Origin of the sequence: Novosphingobium sp. Fuku2-ISO-50, from assembly GCF_001519055.1 — a bacterium.
Classification (GTDB): domain Bacteria; phylum Pseudomonadota; class Alphaproteobacteria; order Sphingomonadales; family Sphingomonadaceae; genus Novosphingobium.
In genome coordinates this window covers 18419-35318 of the sequence record NZ_KQ954303.1, presented here as the reverse complement: position 1 = coordinate 35318, position 16900 = coordinate 18419, and the positions used below count along the sequence as shown (strand labels likewise).

General features: G+C 66.5%; 19 protein-coding genes. 17 read left to right on the top strand and 2 right to left on the bottom strand.

All coding sequences use genetic code 11. The annotated features are described in order from the left end of the window. Window positions 1-7: 7 nt before the first annotated feature. On the top strand, window positions 8-841 hold the full coding sequence (locus AQZ50_RS17785) for a flagellar motor protein MotB (RefSeq protein ID WP_067748351.1): 834 nt from the start codon (window positions 8-10) through the stop codon (window positions 839-841). 190 nt (window positions 842-1031) lie between these two features. Here AQZ50_RS17785 and AQZ50_RS17780 read toward each other — a convergent pair whose 3' ends face one another. Both AQZ50_RS17780 and AQZ50_RS17775 read right to left on the bottom strand, forming a co-directional pair. Continuing rightward, the gene (locus AQZ50_RS17780) at window positions 1032-1940 is read right to left on the bottom strand and encodes a flagellin N-terminal helical domain-containing protein (protein ID WP_067748349.1); all 909 of its coding nucleotides are present in this window, start codon (window positions 1938-1940) and stop codon (window positions 1032-1034) included. A gap of 293 nt (window positions 1941-2233) precedes the next feature. Beyond that, window positions 2234-3142, bottom strand: a complete 909-nt coding sequence (locus AQZ50_RS17775; RefSeq protein ID WP_067748347.1) for a flagellin N-terminal helical domain-containing protein — start codon at window positions 3140-3142, stop codon at window positions 2234-2236. A 212-nt stretch (window positions 3143-3354) separates the two neighbouring features. On the opposite strand from AQZ50_RS17775, the gene AQZ50_RS17770 reads away from it, so the two are divergent. The 16 genes from AQZ50_RS17770 to AQZ50_RS17690 all read left to right on the top strand — a co-directional run bounded on the left by AQZ50_RS17770 (window position 3355) and on the right by AQZ50_RS17690 (window position 16888). After that, entirely contained in the window at window positions 3355-4665 is a 1311-nt protein-coding gene (locus AQZ50_RS17770; RefSeq protein WP_231730389.1) for a sigma-54 interaction domain-containing protein, read from the top strand. After that, window positions 4662-5039, top strand: coding sequence for a flagellar hook-basal body complex protein FliE (fliE, locus tag AQZ50_RS17765; RefSeq protein WP_067748345.1), 378 nt, complete (start codon window positions 4662-4664; stop codon window positions 5037-5039). Before AQZ50_RS17770 ends, fliE begins: the two co-directional genes overlap by 4 nt. Before the next feature lie 6 nt (window positions 5040-5045). Continuing rightward, window positions 5046-6716, top strand: coding sequence for a flagellar basal-body MS-ring/collar protein FliF (gene fliF / locus AQZ50_RS17760; protein WP_067748343.1), 1671 nt, complete (start codon window positions 5046-5048; stop codon window positions 6714-6716). Continuing rightward, window positions 6713-7729, top strand: a complete 1017-nt coding sequence (gene fliG, locus AQZ50_RS17755) for a flagellar motor switch protein FliG (protein ID WP_067748341.1) — start codon at window positions 6713-6715, stop codon at window positions 7727-7729. Before fliF ends, fliG begins: the two co-directional genes overlap by 4 nt. Beyond that, entirely contained in the window at window positions 7722-8318 is a 597-nt protein-coding gene (locus tag AQZ50_RS17750) for a FliH/SctL family protein (protein WP_067748339.1), read from the top strand. The genes fliG and AQZ50_RS17750 overlap by 8 nt, the downstream gene beginning before the upstream one ends. Next, the gene (locus AQZ50_RS17745) at window positions 8312-9640 is read left to right on the top strand and encodes a FliI/YscN family ATPase (RefSeq protein ID WP_067748338.1); all 1329 of its coding nucleotides are present in this window, start codon (window positions 8312-8314) and stop codon (window positions 9638-9640) included. Before AQZ50_RS17750 ends, AQZ50_RS17745 begins: the two co-directional genes overlap by 7 nt. Next, window positions 9630-10052, top strand: a complete 423-nt coding sequence (locus tag AQZ50_RS17740; protein WP_067748336.1) for a hypothetical protein — start codon at window positions 9630-9632, stop codon at window positions 10050-10052. Before AQZ50_RS17745 ends, AQZ50_RS17740 begins: the two co-directional genes overlap by 11 nt. Window positions 10053-10130: 78 nt before the next feature. Next, window positions 10131-11633: a hypothetical protein gene (locus tag AQZ50_RS17730; RefSeq protein WP_156427423.1), complete on the top strand. Its 1503-nt coding sequence runs from the start codon at window positions 10131-10133 to the stop codon at window positions 11631-11633. A gap of 19 nt (window positions 11634-11652) precedes the next feature. After that, a complete protein-coding gene (locus AQZ50_RS17725) occupies window positions 11653-12246 on the top strand; it encodes a flagellar basal body-associated FliL family protein (RefSeq protein WP_067748330.1) in 594 nt (197 codons plus the stop codon). A gap of 31 nt (window positions 12247-12277) precedes the next feature. Then, on the top strand, window positions 12278-13201 hold the full coding sequence (locus AQZ50_RS17720) for a FliM/FliN family flagellar motor switch protein (protein ID WP_067748328.1): 924 nt from the start codon (window positions 12278-12280) through the stop codon (window positions 13199-13201). A gap of 53 nt (window positions 13202-13254) precedes the next feature. After that, window positions 13255-13551: a flagellar motor switch protein FliN gene (fliN, locus tag AQZ50_RS17715; RefSeq protein ID WP_067748326.1), complete on the top strand. Its 297-nt coding sequence runs from the start codon at window positions 13255-13257 to the stop codon at window positions 13549-13551. Beyond that, window positions 13551-13832, top strand: a complete 282-nt coding sequence (locus AQZ50_RS17710; RefSeq protein ID WP_067748324.1) for a flagellar biosynthetic protein FliO — start codon at window positions 13551-13553, stop codon at window positions 13830-13832. Before fliN ends, AQZ50_RS17710 begins: the two co-directional genes overlap by 1 nt. Next, window positions 13825-14670 (top strand): flagellar type III secretion system pore protein FliP, encoded by an 846-nt coding sequence (fliP, locus tag AQZ50_RS17705; RefSeq protein ID WP_067748410.1) that lies wholly within the window; start codon window positions 13825-13827, stop codon window positions 14668-14670. The genes AQZ50_RS17710 and fliP overlap by 8 nt, the downstream gene beginning before the upstream one ends. Window positions 14671-14684: 14 nt before the next feature. Further along, window positions 14685-14957, top strand: a complete 273-nt coding sequence (locus AQZ50_RS17700) for a flagellar biosynthetic protein FliQ (RefSeq protein ID WP_067748322.1) — start codon at window positions 14685-14687, stop codon at window positions 14955-14957. Then, on the top strand, window positions 14954-15736 hold the full coding sequence (locus AQZ50_RS17695) for a flagellar biosynthetic protein FliR (RefSeq protein ID WP_067748320.1): 783 nt from the start codon (window positions 14954-14956) through the stop codon (window positions 15734-15736). The genes AQZ50_RS17700 and AQZ50_RS17695 overlap by 4 nt, the downstream gene beginning before the upstream one ends. A gap of 15 nt (window positions 15737-15751) precedes the next feature. After that, complete coding sequence (locus tag AQZ50_RS17690; protein WP_067748319.1) at window positions 15752-16888, top strand: EscU/YscU/HrcU family type III secretion system export apparatus switch protein; 1137 nt, start codon at window positions 15752-15754, stop codon at window positions 16886-16888. The last annotated feature ends 12 nt before the right edge of the window (window positions 16889-16900 follow it).

Sequence of the window (16900 nt, the reverse complement as noted above, 5' to 3'; positions counted from 1 at the left end):
AGCGATCATGGCCAAGCCCAAGGCGAAGGAACTCCCGCCGCCCATCATCGTCAAGAAGATCACCGTTGTCGCGGGTGGACATCACGGCGGGGCGTGGAAAGTCGCCTATGCCGACTTCGTCACCGCGATGATGGCATTCTTCCTGCTGATGTGGCTGCTGGGTGCAACCACTGAAAAGCAGCGCAAGGGGATTGCCGACTATTTCACCCCGACGCTCGTCAAGACCCGCCAGGGCAGCGCCGGTTCCAATGGCCTGCTCGGCGGATCGTCGTTGACCGATGTCGACAACTATCCCTATCGCGCCGGGCAGACCGGCACCAAGACGATGACCATTCCGCGCGATGCGACCGGCGGCCCCAAGGACGGCGGGTCAAAGATGAAACGCACCGCGACGCTGCAACAGCGGCTGCAACAAAAGCTGCAGGCCAACCAGCAATTGGCCAAGCTGGCCAAGCAAGTGCGGCTGACCATGACGCCCGAAGGCATCCGGCTCGACCTGATGGACGATGCCGATTTCTCGATGTTTCGCATCGGCACCACGATCCTGACGCCCCAGGCGACCCAGCTGATCCAGACGATTGCCCAGGCGATCGCGCCAGAGCCCAATGGCCTTACCGTGCGCGGCCATACCGACAGCCTGCAATGGCGCCCCGGCGATCCGGCGAACAACTGGTCGTTGTCGGCCGGGCGCGCCGAAACCACGCGGCTTGCGCTGATGCGCTTCGGCGTGTCGGAAAAACGGTTTCGCCGCATCGAGGGTGTGGCCGATCAGGATCCGCTGCTCCCCGCCAGCCCGACCGATCCGCGTAACCGGCGCATGTCGATCCTGCTGATGGATTGACGCCCACCCCTTCCCCGCCGCCTCCCCGCAACGGCCGTCCGGAACGCTCCGGGCGGCCGTTTTCGTATCGGGTTGGCAGATACATTGACGCCCGGCGGCCTTGCGGTCGTCGGGCGTCAATGTGGCGGGGTCTTGATGATCCGGCCGCGCGGAGGAGACGCGCGGCCGGATGGGGGATCGGCGCGGGGGTTTACTTGAGCAGCGAGAGCACGTTCTGCTGGCTCTGGTTGGCCTGGGCAAGCATCGCGGTCGACGCCTGCGAGAGGATCTGCGACTTGGCGAGCTGGGTGGTGGTCGCCGAGTAGTTCGTATCCTGGATCTGGCTGCGCGCCGAAGACAGGTTGGTGATGTTGGTGTTGAGATTGTTGACCACCGAGGTCAGCCGGTTCTGCGCCGCGCCGAGCGAGGCCTGCGTCGCGTTGACCTGGGCCACAGCCGAATCGACATTGGTGATCGTGGTCGCGGCGGCGGCCTGGGTCGTCACGTCCATGGCCTGGGTCGCGCCGCTGGCCGAACTGTACGACGTGTTGCCGGTGCCGCTCGTGCTGCCGAAGAATGTCGACCCGTTGAACGCGACCGAATCGATCGTCACCGTGTTGCCCGAACTGGCCGAGCTGTTGGCGCCGGTCTGAATGGTAAACGTCGCATCCTGCGATCCGTCGGTGGCCGGCGCCCCCGAGGTGACGGCAAACACGTTGACCCCGTTGAACTGCGTGGTGTTGAGAATCGAAGAGATCTGGTTGGTCAGGTTCGACACTTCCGACTGCATCGAGGTGCGATCCGACGCCTGATACGTGCCCGAGCTCGACTGCACCGCCAGCTCGCGGACGCGCTGGAGCATGTTGGTCACTTCATTCAGCGCGCCGCCTGCGGTCTGCGCCAGCGAGATGCCGTCGTTGGCATTCTGCACCGCCTGGCTCATGCCGTTGATCTGCGAGGTCATCGTGTTGGAAATGGCCAGGCCCGCCGCGTCATCGGCGGCGCTGTTGATGCGCAGGCCGGTCGACAGCTGCTGCATCGCCTTCGACGTCGCCGAGCTGGCAGAGCTCGACGCATTCGACGCCTGCAGCGCCGAAATGTTCGTGTTGATTACACTCATCTGTGATCTCCAGGGTAAATATTCTTACCGAAATGACTGCCGCACCGGTTCGGAACGAAGCGGCTGTCCTACGCTAGAGCGGCAAATTCTTGCCGGTTTTAAGCAAAATCCGGCAATTTAATGCCGCAAGATCGAAAGATTTTTTGTTTGCTTACATGAGGTTGATTTGACCTCTGTTGCCCGGCGACACCGCAACGCAAGAACCCCGCTGCCCGGTGGAGACGGGCAGCAGGGTCTTGACCATCCCGCCGCGCGGTGGAGACGCGCAGCAGAAGAGGGATCGGCGCGGGGGTTTACTTGAGCAGCGAGAGCACGTTCTGCTGGCTCTGGTTGGCCTGGGCGAGCATCGCGGTCGACGCCTGCGAGAGGATCTGCGACTTGGCGAGCTGGGTGGTGGTCGCCGAGTAGTTCGTATCCTGGATCTGGCTGCGCGCCGAAGACAGGTTGGTGATGTTGGTGTTGAGATTGTTGACCACCGAGGTCAGCCGGTTCTGCGCCGCGCCGAGCGAGGCCTGCGTCGCGTTGACCTGGGCCACAGCCGAATCGACATTGGTGATCGTGGTCGCGGCGGCGCTCTGCGTCGTCACGTCGAGCGACTGGGTCGCGCCGCTGGCCGAACTGTACGACGTGTTGCCGGTGCCGCTCGTGCTGCCGAAGAATGTCGATCCGTTGAACGCGACCGAATCGATCGTCACCGTGTTGCCCGAACTGGCCGAGCTGTTGGCGCCGGTCTGAATGGTGAACGTCGCATCCTGCGATCCGTCGGTGGCCGGCGCCCCCGAGGTGACGGCAAACACGTTGACCCCGTTGAACTGCGTGGTGTTGAGAATCGAAGAGATCTGATTGGTCAGGTTCGACACTTCCGACTGCATCGAGGTGCGATCCGACGCCTGATACGTGCCCGAGCTCGACTGCACCGCCAGCTCGCGGACGCGCTGGAGCATGTTGGTCACTTCGTTCAGCGCGCCGCCTGCGGTCTGCGCCAGCGAGATGCCGTCGTTGGCATTCTGCACCGCCTGGCTCATGCCGTTGATCTGCGAGGTCATCGTGTTGGAAATGGCCAGGCCCGCCGCGTCATCGGCGGCGCTGTTGATGCGCAGGCCGGTCGACAGCTGCTGCATCGCCTTCGACGTCATCGAGCTGGCAGAGCTCGACGCGTTGGAAGCCTGCAGCGCCGAAATGTTCGTGTTGATTACGCTCATGGTTACTCTCCGGATAGAGGGCCTGAATTCATGGGGGTCGGGTCCAGTCACTCTCGACCCGGCTCTCACGGCAAAGACCGGCAAAACCGTGCCGGATTTAAGCCCCCCTCCGGCCAGGACTTGCCGCACCTACGCACTTCTCCTCAGGACAGGCACGAGGCTTAAATTACCGGACCCTTTGTCGTTTTCGCGCGAAAAGCTGCTCACGAGACATGGTTAAGACGGGGCAGCAATTGATGAAGCGCGAACACAACGGACTGCAGATTTCAGACGCGGCAAAATCCGCGCATGCACCGCTGGTGCAGCGCGCGGCTTCGGTCATGGGCACACCCGGACCCCATTTTCCGGTCTTTCTGCTCGACGCGGACGAAGTCACGCCGATCCCCCTGCCGCTGGCACGCACGGTACGGCTGGGGCGGGCACAGCCTGGCCGGCCTTGCACCATTCGTCGGGGACCGGGTGAAAAGTTCCATCTGGATTATACCGATGGTGCCGGCGAAGCCTCGCTCGCCGCGCTGATCGCCTGCGCCATGCCGGCGGGCAGCCCTGTCGCCGCCGATCCCGAAAGCCTGTCGGTGCTCGCTCTGGCCGAACGCATCGCCGCCAGCGACATCCCCGTGCTGATCAACGGCCCGACCGGAACCGGCAAGGAAGTGCTCAGCCGCTTCATCCACGATCGTTCGGCCCGCGCGGACAAGCCGTTTATCGCGATCAATTGCGCGGCAATGCCCGAAACCATGCTCGAAGCCATGCTGTTCGGTCATCAAAAGGGCGCGTTTACCGGCGCCAGCGCAGCGGGCGAAGGTTTTTTCCGCGCTGCCAACGGCGGCACGCTGCTGCTCGACGAAATTGCCGAAATGCCGCTGTCGCTTCAGGCAAAGCTGTTGCGCGCGCTGCAGGAACGCGAAGTCGTGCCGATCGGCGCGACCCAGCCGATCAAGGTCGATGTGCGCGTCATCGCCTGCGCCAACCGCGACTTGCCCACCGAAGTCGATGAAGGCCGCTTTCGCGCCGACCTCTATTACCGGCTCAATGTCTTTCCCTTGATGCTGCGCCCCTTGTGCGAACGCCCCGACGACATTGCCCCGCTGGCTTTCACGATGATGCTGCGCCACGTGCCGCAAGGGGCCCGGATCCCGTGGATCGGCGAAGCGGCGCTGGACATGCTGGCCCAGCACCCCTGGCCCGGCAATGTCCGCGAGCTGGAAAACGTGGTGCGCCGCGCGCTGTTGCTGGCGGGCGATGCGCCGGAAATCGGGCCGCAGCATATCGCGTTCGACCGCGCGGTACGCACGGCAGGCGATACGCCGATGGCAGACCCGGTCATGACCGCCGGAAGCGGCGCACGCCTGTCGAACATCGTGCAATTGTCAGAGGCCCGCGCGATCCTCGCCGCGCTCGATGCCTGTGGCGGCAGCCGCATTGCCGCCGCGCGGCAACTGGGGATCAGCGAGCGCACCTTGCGCTATCGCCTCGCCTCGTTTCGTGAAGCCGGCATCGCCGTGGCGGGAGGCCGTCGATGAGCGGCATTTCCGGCATCGGCGCGGCATCGGGTGTTCACGACATCATGGCGCTGCGCCAACAGATCATCGACCGCAACCAACTGCTGCAACAAGTCCGCACCGGCGATACCGCATCCGGGAGCGCACCCGGAGCCGCAACCACCGAAGCCTCGGGCAGTTCGTTCACCGGCGCGCTCAAATCCGCGCTCGACACGGTCAACCAGACGCAGACCCACGCCGAAGCGGTAACCGGCGCTTATGAAACCGGGCAAGTCACCGACATCGCCCAGGTCATGCTTGCGCGTCAGCAGTCGAGCGTCGCCTTCGAAGCCACCCTGCAAGTCCGCAACAAGCTGCTGTCCGCATACCAGGACATCATGAAACTGGGCGTCTAACCCGATATGGCCGACCTCGTCCCCACATCGGGCCCAGAGCCCGGTTCCTCGCTTCTGGCCTCGCTGACCGATCCGGCGGGCGGCAGCCTGCCGGCGCGGCTGGGCCGGTTCATGCAGCAACCGCCCGTGCGCCGCGCGCTGCCGTGGTTTGCCGGTGTCGCGGCGGCTGGCATGGCCGGGCTGCTGTGGCTCGAAATGGCGCCCGCGCCGCAACGCGTGCTTTATACCGCGCTGTCCGACACCGAGCGCGGCCAGGTCGTCGCCGCGCTCGACAAGGCCTCGATCCGCTATGCCATCGACAACCAGACCGGCGCGGTGACCGTGGGCGAAGACGATCTTTACAAGGCGCGCATGGTAGCCGCTGCCGATGGCGCGCTGGCCACCCCAGAAACCGGGCAACAGATGATCGACAAGCTGCCGCTCGGGGCCAGCCGCACGGTCGAGGGCCAGCGGCTTCAGGCCGCGCGCGAGCGCGAGCTGGAATTGACGATCATGCAGATCGAAGGGGTGGAGGCCGTGCGCGTTCACCTTGCCGAACCGGAAAAATCGGCCTTTGTCCGCGACAATTCGCCGCCGACCGCCTCGGTCATGGTCAAGCTCGCCAAAGGGCGCCAGCTTGCCGCCAGCCAGGTCACCGCGATCATCAACCTCATCGCCGGATCGGTGCCCGGCCTGTCGCTCGATTCGGTCAAGGTGATCGACCAGATGGGCCATCTCCTGTCCGCCGGCCAGCCGGGCGATGCCGACCGCATCGAAATGCAGGCCCGGCTCGAAGACAAGCTGCACGAACAAATCGAAGGGCTGCTCACGCCGATGCTCGGCGCGGGCAATTTTTCCAGCGAGATCCAGCTCGATCTCAACATGGATCAACAGACCAGCGCGCGCGAAAGCTATGACAAGCAAGGCGCCGTGCGCACCGAAACGCAGACCGCCTCGCAGACCTCTGCCGGTGCCGGCGCCGCAGGGGTGCCGGGCGTCTTGTCCAACACCCCGCCGCCGCAGCCGCAAGCCTCGCCCGGCGCCCCGACCGGCAACAGTTCGCCCGCAGCCCCCGGCCCGAGCCCGACCAACAGCGACACATCGTCTACCCGCACTTATGAACTGGGCCGCGAAGTCGCCGTTACCAATGCCGGGCCCGGCAAGATCCGCCGCCTGTCGGTCGCGGTCGCGCTGAGCGCGGCGGCGATGGCCAAGGCCAAGCCGGGCGAAATCGATCAGATCAAGCAACTGGTCAGTGCCGCCGTCGGCGCAGATCCCACGCGCGGCGACCAGATCGCGGTGGTCGTGCGCAATTTTCAGCCGGTCACCATCGACCAGCCCAAATTCTGGGAAACGCCGTGGTTCGCGATGGCCGTGCGCAACGGCGTCGCGCTGCTCGCGGTGCTGTTGACTCTGCTGCTCGGCGTCAGGCCGCTGATCAAGGCGCTCAAGCGCGATCCCGCCGCCGCCAGGGCGTTGCCCGCCCCTGCCGATGACGACACCGAGGACGAGGCTGCCGAAGACACCCCGCGCCCCGACATGACTCCGGCGCAAGACCCGGAAACCGGCGCGGTCGATCCCGAACTGCTGGGCCGTCAGGTGGGCCTGGCCCAACAGCTCGTCCGCGAAAAGCCCGATACCGCCGTCGCCGCCTTGCGACAGATGCTCAAAGATCCTGACATGGAGCCGGCGCAATGACCGACCTTTCCCGCGATGGCCTGAACCCGACCGACGCGGAGCGCGCCGCGGTCATGATCATGCTGCTCGAAGACGAACAGGCGGCCTCGCTGCTGGGCCAGCTCGATCCCGCCGAATTGCGCCTTTTGGGCGAAAGGATGTGTGCGCTGGGCGAAATCAGCCCGGCCGCGATTGCCGATGCGATCGGTCGCTTTGTCGAAAAGACCGAACGCATGGGGCTGATCGTGCCCGATCGCGTCGGCCAGGTCCGCGACATGATGACCCGCGCGATCGGCGAGATAAAGACCGAAAGCCTGATGCAGCGCATCGCGCCCGAACAGCGCACCAATTCGCTCGAACTCGCGCGCTGGCTTACCCCGCAAGTGCTCGTGCCGCTGGTGCGCGACGAACATCCCCAGGCGATTGCGGTGCTGCTGGTCCAGCTTGACGCCGATGTCGCGGCGGGTGTGCTCCATGGTCTGGCAGAAGAGATTCAGCCGCAAGTGGTCCATCGCGTCGCCACGCTCGGGCGGGTCTCGCCCGATGCGCTGATCATGCTCGAAGACATGCTCGCCCGGCGGATCACCGAATGCCATGGCCAGGCCGCGCTGACCATGGGCGGCCCGCGCGAAGCGGCGGACATCATCAATGCCGCCACGCGCGCGATCGAACGCCGGGTCATGCCCGAGATCAGCAAACAGGACAAAGCGCTCGCCAAGGCGATCGAGAACGAGATGTTCAAGTTCGAACATCTGTTCGTGCTCGACGAAAAGTCGATGGGCACGCTGCTGCGCGAAGTCGACAGCGACACGCTGATCGGCGCGCTGAAAGGCGCCCCCGAAGACAAGCGCGAAGTGTTTTTCCGCGCCATGTCGTCGCGCGCCGCCGATGGCGTGCGCGATGAAATCGCCGCGCGCGGGCGGATGAAGATGGCCGAAGTGCTCGAAGCGCAAAAGGCGATGATCACCGCTGCGCGGCGGCTCGCCGCCGAAGGGGTGATCGTGTTCGGCGCCGGCGACGACGATTATGTCTGAGCCCGCGCGCAGCCTGTCGCTGGCAGCGCTTGGCCGAAGCGGGCGCGGCTTTGCCCGCGACACCCGGTTCGATTCGCCGTTCGAACGCCTTGGCGACGATCCGGCGCCAGACACCATGCCCGACCCGGTCGAAGACGCCTTTGCCCGCGGCTATGCCGAAGGGGCCGAGGCAGGCGCCGCCGCCGCCCGCGCCGAGATGGCCGTCGCCGACGCCGCGCGCCATCGTATCGAGACCGCGCTGGCGCGGCTGGATGCGACCGAGACCGAAGCCTTTGCCCAGCGGCTGAAAGACACGGTGATCGCGCTGTGCGATGCTGTGCTCGGCGAAGCGGCGATCGCGCCCGACAGCCTGGCGCGCCGCGTCGCGACCGCCGTCGCGATGTTCAAGCGCGCCGCCGACGAACGCGTGATCCGCCTTCATCCCGAAGATCTGGCGCTCGTCCATGGCCGCCTGCCCGAAGACTGCCACTGCGAACCCGATCCAAAGCTGGAGCGCGGCGCGGTGCGCGTCGAGACCGCGGGCGGCGGCGTCGAGGACGGCCCGGCGCAATGGCGCGCCGCGCTCGACGAGGCGCTTCGCGCATGTTGAACCCGGTCTTTCCCTTGCTCGACCGTCTGGCCATGGCGCGGCCCGAATCCGGCCCGCGCCGCTATGGCGTGGTCTCCGCCTGCGACGGCGGCCTGCTCGAAGTCAGCGGGCTGGCGCTGCCGATCGGCGCGCAATGCCGCATCGCGCACGGGCGCGGCACGCTTAGCGCCGAAGCGATCGGGTTTCGCAACGGCCATACGCTGATGATGCTGCTTGGCGATCCGGTCCTGCTGCGTCCCGGCGCACGGGTCCGGCCCGAAGGCAGGCCCGGCATGTTGCCGGTGGGCGAGGCCTTCCTCGGCCGCGCGGTCGATGGCGAAGCGCAGCCGATCGACGGCCGCGGACCGATCGCGGCGGGGCAGGAATGGCCCGCCGGCGGGGTGCGCGCGGGCGCGCTCGACCGGGCGCCGGTCCGCATTCCCTTCGATGTCGGCGTTCGCGCGCTCAACGCGATGACCACCTTCGGCGTGGGCCAGCGCATCGGCATCATGGCCGGATCGGGAGTCGGCAAATCGGTCCTGCTCGACATGATCGCGCATGGGGCAGAGGCCGAAGTGGTGATCGTCGGGCTGATCGGCGAACGCGCACGCGAAGTGTCGGACTTTGTCGAGCGTCACATGAACGGCGCCAAAAAGGCGCGCAGCGTGATTGTCGCGGTGCCCGCCGACCATGCGCCGAACTTGCGCATTCGCGGCGCGATGCTGGCGACCAGCATGGCCGAACATTTCCGCAAACAGGGCCGCCGCGTGCTGTTGATCATGGACAGCCTGACCCGCGTTGCCCATGCCGCGCGCGAAATAGGCCTCTTGCTCGGCGAACCGGGCGCGGCGCGCGGCTATCCCCCTTCGGCGCTGGCGACGATCACCAAGCTCGTCGAACGCGCGGGCAATTCGGCGGCGAGCGGCGGCTCGGTCACCGGACTTTACACCGTGCTGGCCGACGGCGACAACCAGGACGACCCGGTGGTCGACACCGCGCGCGCGATTCTCGACGGGCATGTCGTGCTCTCGCGCGATCTGGCGCAGCGCGGACAATATCCCGCAATCGACATTGCCGCATCGCTCAGCCGGGTGATGAACGACATCGTCGATCCGCGGCACGCCCAGCTCGCCCGGCGGTTCCGCGCGCTGGTCGCGACATACGAAGCCAACCGCGATCTCGTGTTGATGGGCGCCTATCGCCAGGGTGCCGATCCGCAGCTCGACCGCGCGATCGCGATGCACGACCGGCTGAGCGCCTTTCTCGCACAGGCGCAAAGCGACATCGTGCCGCTGGCGCAAAGCATCGCCCAATTGAGCGAATTGCTGGGCCATGAAGGCTGAACGCGCGCGCCTTGCCCGGCTCAAACGACTGGAAAAGCTGCGTGCGATCGCCCGGCAAACCGCGCTGAGCGAAGCCGGACGCGCCGAAGCGCGGCTGGCCGACCTTGAAACGCTGGGCCAGCGCACCGCCACGCTGATCACCGGCTATGCCACGCGCACCGATGCCGACTGCGGCGCGGACCTCGTGCGCCAGCGGATCTATCTGGGCGAATTGCAGCGCATGGCCACACGCACCGACGCCGATGTGGCCCGCGCGCGCGATCAGGCCGATGCCCGCGCCGCCGAAGCCGCCGCCGCCGAGCGCAGCCGCGCCGCCGTCGAAGACCGTGCAACAGCCACCGCCCAACGCATCGCCCGTCATCAGGCCGCCGCTGCCGTGCCGCTCGGCGCCCGCCCATCCCGCAAAACCTGATCCGGTGCGCGCGGACGTCCTGAATTGGCACGCTTCTCGCTTAACCATGAATACCACCTCGCCGGGAGCACCAAGTCGATGACCGTCACGATTGCCGCCGCTGCCTCTGCCGTCAGCGCAACCCCGGCAGCGACCACCTCGACAACGCTGCCCAACCCCGCAGCAAACAGCGATTCCGGTGCTTCGTCGGGAGCCACGGGAGGGTTCGCATCGACCTTGCAGGCGCAACAGGACGCCTCGGCAGCAACCTTGCCGACAGCGGCAGCCCCGGCAACACCCCCGGCCCCGGCGGCAACCCCCGGCAAATCCTTGCCGGTCACAAGCCTGATCTTTGCCGCATCTGCGACCCCTGCCGCAACGCCGGTCGCGACCAAAGCCGCGACGGGAACGGGTATCGGCACGGGCACCGGCCACACCGCGCGCGACAAGTCGGCCAAGGCCAGCGATGCCACCCAGGCCAAGGCGGCTTCGACCGATACCACGATCACGCCGGCGCCGCCGATCCAGCCGACGCCGGTCCCGACGGCATTGACCATGGCGCAGCCCCGGACCGCCGCCCCCCAAACGTCCGGCAGCAGCCAGACATCCACGGCTCAAACCCCGCCCACCGTTCAAACACCCGGCAATCCGGGCGCAGCGACCCAAACCGCCGGTGCTGCGACCGATACGCAGACCCAGACTGCATCGTCCGACCCGGCGACGACGCCCGCCGCAGCCCGGCCCAACGCCAATCTGGGCGCCTATGCCGCGACCGTCGCCGATCCGCAGATCCGCACCGCCACCCTGCCGACCACCACGTCGAGCCGCAGCCCCCGCGCGACAAGCGCCGTCAGCGCTCCGTCCGGCGCCAGGACCGCATCACAGGCAACCGCATCACAGGCCAACGCATCACAGGCCAACGCATCACAGGCCAACGCGTCGCATTCCACCGCCAGCGGCAAGACGGCGACCAGTTCCGACACCACTGCCGCCACCCCGGCCGCCGCGACCGCCGCCACGCTGACGGCGGCGACAGCGCCCCATCAGTCGAACGCGGCAACCCAGTCGTCCACGGCCACGCCGACAAGCGAAACACCGACCGATTTCGCGACCCTGGTCGATTCGATCGCCCGCGCGCGGTCCGAAAGCACCAGCGCCGCCGCTGCGGTCGGCGTGACCATGCAGCATCAGGATTTTGGCCGCGTCTCGATGCAGTTCAGCGCACGCGACGAAGGCCTGTCGGTCACCATGAACAGCGCCGATCCGGGCTTTGCCCCGGCCGTCGTCGCCGCGACCGCAAGTTCCGGGGCAAGCTCAAGTGGCCTCGATGCCGGCAACACCAACAGCGGCGGCAATCAGCCCGACCAGAGCGCGACCAGCACCGGAAATCAGGGCAGCACCGGAAATCAGGGCAGCACCGGAAATCAGGGCAGCACTGCGAATCAGGGCAACAGCGCAAGTTCGAGTTCCGGCTCCGGGTCCGAGCAGGCGGCCAGTGGCGGCAGCAATCGCCAGGCCGCCGCGCAGGCGCGCCCGGCCAATCCATCACCCACCGCGCGGAGCGGCAGCGATGCCACCGACGCCAGCGGGATTTTTGCTTGAAGGGGGCGTGTGACGCGCGATGAGTGAGAAAAAGGACAAAGAGGCCAAGCCCGCAAAAAAGGGCGGCGGCATGATGATCAAGATCGTCGGCGCGGTCGCCCTCCTGGGCGTCGGCGGCGGCGGGGTTTTCGGACTGGTCGCCTCCGGCCTGATCGGCGGCGGGAACAAAGTCGTGATCAAGGAAGACAACCACCCCAAGCTGATCCGCAAAGGCGAAGCCGATCCTTTCGCCCCGGCGGCCAAGGAAGCCGAAGGTGAAGGCGGCAAGGCAGTCGATGGCGACGGCGGCAGCGAATATCGCACGCTCTATTTCAGCTTTTCCGAGGATTTCACGTCGAACCTCAAAGGCAGCGAATCGCTGGTCCAGATCTCGGTCGCCTGTTCGACGCACCGCGATTATCGCGTGGTCGCCTGGCTCAAGAAACATGAACTGGCGATCCGTTCGGCCATGCTGGCGGTGCTGGCCGACACCACCGACGAATCGATCCAGACCCCGCAAGGCAAGGAAGCGCTGCAACGCCGACTGACCCAGGCGATCAACAAAGTGCTGACCGATACCGAAGGCTTCGGCGGGGTCGACGCGGTCTATTTCAAGAATTTCATCATCCAGTGACGACCGCCCATACAAAACAGGTCTTTGGCCCATGAGACAGGACTTCGACATCGTCGCCGAGCGCGCGCTGGCCCGCCACAGCGCGGCGCTGCTGCGCCCCGGCCCCGCCCAGGCCGACCTCATGACCGCGCTCGATCACGCGGCGGCGCGGCTGGCGCGCGCGTTGCGCGGCGCCCTGGCGCGGCTGTGCGGCGGCGATCCGCTCGATGTCGCGATCGCGGCCCCGCACGAAGTCGCCTTTGCCGATTTCGCCGCCGAAGGCCTGTGCGCCTACAGCACCTATAGCGCCTCGCCGATGCCCGATCGCCTGTTGAGCGCGATCGATGCCGAAGCGGTGCTGCGGCTGGTCGACCGGGCCTTCGGCGGCCCCGGCGAAGCGCCGCGACCGATGCCGCGCGAATTGCCGATGTCGGCGGACCTCATGGTTCAGCGCATCGAGACGATTCTGGCGGCACGGCTGGGCGAAGCGCTGGGCGGAACAAGTGCCGCGCGCCCGACGATCCGTCCGTTGCGCCGCGATACCGACCTTGGCCAGTTGCAGCCCTTTGCCGGATCGACGCGGCTCGCCGTGCTCGACATCGCCATATCCGAAGGCACCCGCGCGCCCTGGCCGATCCGTCTGGCGCTGCCGCTGACAGCGCTGCCGATGCTGACCGGCATGACGGGCCAGACCGACGCGGGCGCGCGCAGCCCCGCTGCCCCCGCCGCCCCCGAAAGCGAACCCTTTGCCGCGATGCCGCTGCGGCTGACCGCGCTGCTGGTCGATACCCGGCTGCCGCTCCATGTCGTCACGCGGCTGGAGCCTGGGCAAGTGCTGAATTTGCCGATCGCCCGGCAGGTTCCGCTGATCGCCGGGCAACAGGCGATGGGGCAGACCATCGGGCATCCCATCGCCCATGGAACCATCGGCGCCGTCGACGAGCGCGTCGCGATCCAGATCACCCAGCTTTCCTGATCCCCCAAATCACCTGATCGCACCCCGATCAGCCATTCGAACACGAGGTAGCAATGACCTTCACCCCCCGCGGCTTCGACCTGATCAAGGATGTCGATGTGCGCCTGACCGTAGAACTCGGCCGCACCGACATGAAGCTCAAGGACGTGCTCGGCCTGACCACCGACAGCGTCGTCGTGCTCGACCGCATGACCGACGAACTGCTCGATGTGATGGTCAACGGCAAACTCATCGCGCGCGGCGAAGTCGTAACCCAGGGCGAACGGTTTGGCCTGCGCATCGTCGAACTGGTCGGCCAGGAGGGCATGGCCCCCGAAGAGCCGCGCCGACGCGCAGGAGGGTCGCAGTGATGCTGTGGTATATCGCCAAGCTGATCGTCCTGCTGCCGCTGATCGGGCTCGTCGCCTGGGGCTCGCTGCGTCTGGCGAAGCGGCTCGAAGGGCGCTTTGCGATGAGCGAGGGGCCATCATCGGGCCTGCGTATCGTCGAAACGCGCATGTTGTCGCCCACCATGCGGCTGGCGGTGATCGCGTTTCACGATCGGGAAATCCTCGTCTCCACGTCGAAGCAGGGGCTGGTGCGGCTGGCCGAGGGTCCGGCCCGGTCGCCCAAAGGGGGCGATGATGCCTGATCTGGCGCTACCCCTTCGCATCTCCGCCATCTGGCGTGCCGTGCTGATCGCGTCCGTCGTGATCCTGGCCCTGACGCTTGCCGGGGGGGCCCATGCGCAAGCGGCGCAGGCCGGAACCGCTGCGGCAACCGGCGCCAACCCCGGCGGCGGCGCGATCCCCGGCGCGCTCGACCGCGCCTTTGGCGAACTGTCGGGTGCGCAGAGCAAGGGCAGTCTGGCGCTGTCGCTGCAACTGCTGCTGATCATGGGGCTGCTGACCATCCTGCCCAGCCTCGTGCTGATGATGACCAGTTTTACCCGCATCCTGATCGTGCTGTCGCTTTTGCGTCAGGCGCTCGGGCTGCAACAGGCGCCGCCCAATCCGGTGCTGATCGGGCTGTCGCTGTTCCTCTCGCTGTTCGTCATGGCGCCGACGCTCGACAAAGTGAACGCCAATGCGATTCAGCCCTATTCGGCCGGTACGATCAACGCCGAACAGGCCTTTGTCGCCGGCGGGCGCGAATTTCACACGTTCATGATCCGCCAGACGCGCCAGCGCGATCTGCTGATGTTTGCCGACATGGCCCATGCCCCGCGCTTTGCCAGTCAGGCCGACGTGCCCTTTTCGATCCTGCTGCCCGCCTTTGTCACCAGCGAACTGAAAACCGCGTTCCAGATCGGCTTCATGCTGTTTCTGCCGTTTCTGGTGATCGACATCGTGGTGTCCTCGGTGCTGATGAGCCTGGGGATGATGATGATGAGCCCGACGGTCGTGTCGCTGCCGTTCAAGCTCTTGCTGTTCGTGCTGGTCGACGGCTGGTCGCTGCTGATGGCGAGCCTGGCCTCCAGCTTTACCTGAATCGGATCTTCACGATGGACGATACCGCAACCCTGCTCGCGCTGGCCGACCGCATGCTGTGGACCGCAGCGCTCGCCGCCGTGCCCGTCTTGCTGGCCAATCTTGCCGTCGGGCTGGTCGTCGGGATCATCCAGGCGGCGACGTCGGTCAACGAACAGACGCTGACATTCGTGCCGAAGCTGGCGGTGACGACGCTCGTGCTCGTCCTGCTCGGCGGGGCGATGCTCGCGCTGGCGGGCGATTTCCTCAAGGACGTCATGGCCCAGATCGCGACTACAGGCCGATGATCGGGCTCGATTTCGGCTTTGGCCCGCTTGAAGCGGAGTTCTGGCGCTTTCTTTTCGTGATGACGCGGATCGGCGCGGCGCTGTTTGCCGCCCCGCTGTTCGGCGCAGGCGCGGTTCCGCCGCAAGTGCGCGTGATCCTGACCGGCGCGCTGGCCGCGTTTGTCTGCGGCTGGACGTCGGTCGTCGCGCCGCCCGCGATCCTCTCGCTGGCAGGGCTTGTCGATCTGGGCGGCGAAATGGTGATCGGCCTTGCCATCGGCTTTGTCATGCAGTTGGCCTTTGCCGCGCCGTTGATCGGCGCGGAAATGATCGGCGCGGGGATGGGCATGGCCATCGCCTCGACCGCCGATCCGATCAACGGCGCGCATTCGGCGGTGTTGGGACAATATTTCAGCGTCGTGCTGACCGTGCTGTTCTTTGGCGTCGGCGCCCATCTCGACTGGATCAGCCTGCTGGTCGAAAGCTATCGCACTTTTCCGCCGGGAACACCGTGGATGACGCCCGACCGGCTGCACATGATCGACGCCTTTGCGGGCGACATGTTCCTTGCCGGGCTGTCGATCGCGCTGCCGGTCGTGCTGCTTTTGCTGGTCGTGCAGATTGTCACCGGGACGATCGGGCGGTCTGCCCCCGCGCTCAATCTCATGGCGCTGGGCCTGCCTGCCGGGGTGCTGGCGGGGATCACCGCGCTGATCGCGTCGGCGCCGCTGATCGGCGACCGGCTGACCGAGCTGGCGCATACCGCCGTGGCCTATAGCGCCGCGCTGCTGGTGAAATAGAAAGGCGCGCAAACGATGTCCGAAGACGCCGGCGAAAAGACCTTTGCCCCGACCGCCAAGCGCAGGCGCGAGGCGATCGAGGGCGGCGATGTCCTGCGTTCGCGCGAATTGACCGTGGCCACGGGGATCGCGGTGGGCGTGGCCTGGCTCATTCTGGCGGGCCCATGGATCATGCGCGGGCTGACCAAGGCGATGCGGCTGGGGTTCGTGTGGGATCACGATACGCTCGACCGGTTTGACCCCGGCGCCATGCTGCTCGATTCGCTGGGCGGGGTGCTGCCCCCGGTGCTGGTGCTGGGCATCTGCGTGCTGGCGGGATCGCTGTTTGTGCAGCTGGGGCTGGGCGACGGCGCCTTTGTCGCGGGCAATCTTGCGCCAAAGGCATCGCGGCTCAACCCCGTAAACGGCCTGTCGCGCATGTTCGGCGTGCAAGGGCTGATCGAGATCGGCAAGGGGCTGGCCAAGCTGGCGCTGCTCGGCACGCTGTCCTGGGTGTGGCTCCGGTCGCGGCTGGCGACATTTGCCAGTCTGGGCGCGGGGCAGCTTCATGCCCAGCTCGGCTTTGCCTGGAATGCGATCACCATGCTGCTGGTCTATCTCGCGTCCGGGCTGCTGCTGATCGCGCTGAGCGATTTTCCGATCCAGTGGGTCCGCCGCCAGCACCGTCTGCGCATGAGCCGCCAGGAAATCCAGGACGAACACAAGGAAACCGAGGGCAGCCCGGAAAGCAAGGCCGCGCAACGCCGCCGCCAGCGCGCCATCGCCAAGGGATCGGTGCGCAAGGCGGTGCAGGAAGCGCAGTTCATCATCACCAACCCTACCCATTTCGCCGTCGCGCTGAGCTATGATCCCGACATTGCGCCCGCGCCGATCGTGCTGGCCAAAGGGCGCGGCGAAACCGCGCTGGCGATGCGCGAACTGGCGAACGAATTCGGCGTGCCGCTGCTCGAATATCCCGCGCTCGCCCGATCGGTCTATTACACCACGCGCGAAAACCAGGTGATCCGCGAAGAGCTCTATGTCGCGGTGGCCGCCGTGCTGGCCTTTGTGATGAGCCTGAAACGCGGCGAAAGCCCGCCTGCGCCGCATGTCGAAGTGCCGCTGGACGTGCGTTTCGATGCCGATGGCGCGCTTGAAATCACCCAGGCGTAAACGCATGAAATG